Source organism: Maribellus luteus (assembly GCF_003576475.1).
Classification (GTDB): domain Bacteria; phylum Bacteroidota; class Bacteroidia; order Bacteroidales; family Prolixibacteraceae; genus Draconibacterium; species Draconibacterium luteum.
The window spans coordinates 1-2,910 of sequence record NZ_QWGR01000032.1 but is presented as its reverse complement, the minus strand read 5'-3'; the positions used below and the strand labels follow the sequence as shown (position 1 = coordinate 2,910).

2 protein-coding genes are annotated in these 2,910 nt (G+C 39.9%); one reads left to right on the top strand and one right to left on the bottom strand.

The window, feature by feature from the left end:
• On the bottom strand, positions 1-1,505 hold a 1,505-nt coding region (locus D1614_RS23505), incomplete at its 3' end, for a DUF8696 domain-containing protein (RefSeq protein ID WP_147384366.1).
• Positions 1,506-2,419: 914 nt separating this feature from the next.
• Between D1614_RS23505 and D1614_RS23500 the strand changes: the two genes are divergently transcribed.
• Positions 2,420-2,644 carry a TOBE domain-containing protein gene (locus tag D1614_RS23500; RefSeq protein ID WP_262707241.1) on the top strand — a complete coding sequence of 75 codons (225 nt, stop codon included), beginning with the start codon at positions 2,420-2,422 and terminating at the stop codon, positions 2,642-2,644.
• Positions 2,645-2,910 lie beyond the last annotated feature (266 nt).

The window sequence follows — 2,910 nt, the reverse complement described above, 5'->3', positions numbered from 1 at the left end:
GTGTCTCCGTCGGTTCCAAGGTATTCCACTCCGTCCACAGTCCAGGTGTAAGTTTCGTCTTCACAGATTGTTTCGTTGGTAACGATTGGCTGTGGTTCGTCATTTACCGTAATATTCAGGATTGTATCGGGTGCGCAGTTTGCCCCTTCGTAATGTACGGTTGTGTCTCCGTCGGTTCCAAGGTATTCCACTCCGTCCACAGTCCAGGTGTAAGTTTCGTCTTCACAGATTGTTTCGTTGGTAACGATTGGCTGTGGTTCGTCATTCACCGTAATGTTCAGAATTGTATCGGGTGCGCAGTTTGCACCTTCGTAATGAACGGTGGTATCTCCGTCTGTTCCAGGGTATTCCACTCCGTCTACAGTCCAGGTGTAAGTTTCGTCTTCACAGATTGTTTCGTTGGTAACGATTGGCTGTGGTTCGTCATTTACCGTAATGTTCAGGATTGTATCGGGTGCGCAGTTTGCACCTTCGTAATGAACGGTTGTGTCTCCGTCGGTTCCAAGGTATTCCACTCCGTCCACAGTCCAGGTGTAGGTTTCGTCTTCACAGATTGTTTCGTTGGTAACGATCGCACTTGGTTTTGGAGTAATTGTAATTGTTGCAACTCCTGTAGGTTTTTCAATACCAGGACAAATCTCACTATTTATAATCGCTCTGTAGTAAGTTGTTTGATATAGATTGCTAGGTGTTGTGAGAGTATTGGTAGTGTTGGCTATATCAACCCAAACTTGAAGATCATAACTTTCTTGCCATTTAATTACACTGCCGTACACTCCTGATAGAGTTAAAACTGTTTCAGTATTGGCTCCCTCGCAATAAGCATCACTTCCATCAATGTTCCCATTTACATTATAGCTAAACTCGATACTTCTGGCACTACAAACATTGGAACTTGTCGTACCGCCGGAAAATGCAATATACTGCGCCAGATGTATGTTTCCATCACTCCCAAGGTCACACAAGTCTGTAATATTGCTTGATCCGGTGAGTGGTGCTCTAATTTCGGAAAACTCACCATCACTGGCAGTATAGTCTCCGATATGTGTGCCAAATTCGGCACCATCAGACACCCAGTCTTGCGAGTTTTCGTCCCAATTGTAAACAGCATATGCGTTATCCTTGCTTACATCAATTTCTATAACAATATCCGCACTGTCAACAGGGTAGTAGATATTTTTAAAGGTTTCTCCAACACATCCTTCCCCTGAGATAGTGTTGAAGTAATATCTAAAGATAGCAGAACCGTTATTCCCGTTTCGAATACCAAGTACCAAATAATATTCTCCTGCATCTTCTTGTACTGCGGCATAAATTGTATTAACATCGCAGGTACTGCTGGCGTTTGGGTCAATGACAATGGAATCCCCCTCATCGTATTCTCCTGGCGTATAACTGCCATCGAAGACTACTTGTGAGTAGCCATTTAAAGTTCCTAAAAGCATAAACATCAGCCCCAGAAAAAGGGTTCGTGTTAAATTTCGCTTGGGTAAAGTTGTTTTCATATCATTTGTTGTGTTAATAGTTACAAAACCACACAGTAATGTAATCGGCGCTCAATCCACCCATTCAAACGAATGAATGATCAGTCATTTGCCGTAATTGCTTATAAACTTTTGTTGATATGAAATTTTCGGAAAGATTTAAATAACCCCTTATTTTTTATCTAACTTTAAATTTCAGAATCAATTATTGCTAATGCAAATTATGACTTAATAACATAAAATCCAAATTTTAGATTGATTCGCGTCGCCTCCATATTCAATATTTCAAATGTTTAGTACGTTTGCCTGTCTTTAAGCAATTGTTGTGCCGATGGGTTTAATATGTTGTAAATAAGCTATTTGTGGTTTTGTGTTTGCGAAAATGCGGTTTCATTTTGGGACAAAACTCCCGGGGTGAAAAATAGAACACCTCTAGGTATTCTTCATGATTAGGCTCTATATTAAATCATAAATTCATACTGTTATCAGACGACTGTTTGTTTATTCAGCGCATAATCACTAATTAGTTGACATAATATATATGTTTAATTGTTACATATATTCTCATTTTTATATGTTTAGCTTCTTTATTCGGAACACAAAATAGCAGGACCTTATATATATAGTGTTTCGCTGGGCAATTTTGCGAACAGCTAAGCTACCTAAGATTGCTATTGTGGATATATTAGGTAATATACTACCGTTGGTTGAGTATTGCGTTGGGCAATATATAGGATGCTATACTTTAAATGTGTTCTTAGATGATCATGATTAAAGAAAACGGATTTCTTTATAAAAGCTATAAAATAGATTGGTCGGTAGCAGTATGCCATCCGACTTTGTGCGTGGCTGTGATACTGTTCCCATATAAGTTTGGAAAGTTAAGTCACTATTTTAAATGGTGTATAGCTCTTTAATAGTATACAGTATGCATATTGTTTGGGTTCTCGCTGTCCCCTATATCTCACATTTCCTTACGTAACCAGCTTCGGGGCGTGATTGTGAAGATCTTTTCGCGCAACGGGCTTTCTTTTTGTATGGTGGATGCGGGAGAGAAAGTGCTGGTTGAAATCACGGAAACCTCGCGTAAAAACATGCAGCTGGAAGTAGGAGTGGCGGTTTACTGTCTGTTCAAATCGGCCGCTTTAAAAATCTTCTGAAAAAAGTTGGTGGGTTACCTCTCTGAGGTTCAAAAGATTGGTTGTTTTGGGAGGGAAAAGCCTTGATTTTTGGGGTTAAAAAGTTTGGAAAGCCGGAAACCTTGTTTACTTTTGCAGCCGCTTTTAGAGCGAGCGTTCACTGAGGGAATGAAAGATTAGGAACAGGTGATGGGAGCACAGGTAAGTTTTGGATAGAATGGGAATACCGGTAGGTTGCCCCGGGGAATAAAAAACTTTGAAAAAAAAGCTTCAAAAATTTGGAGTAA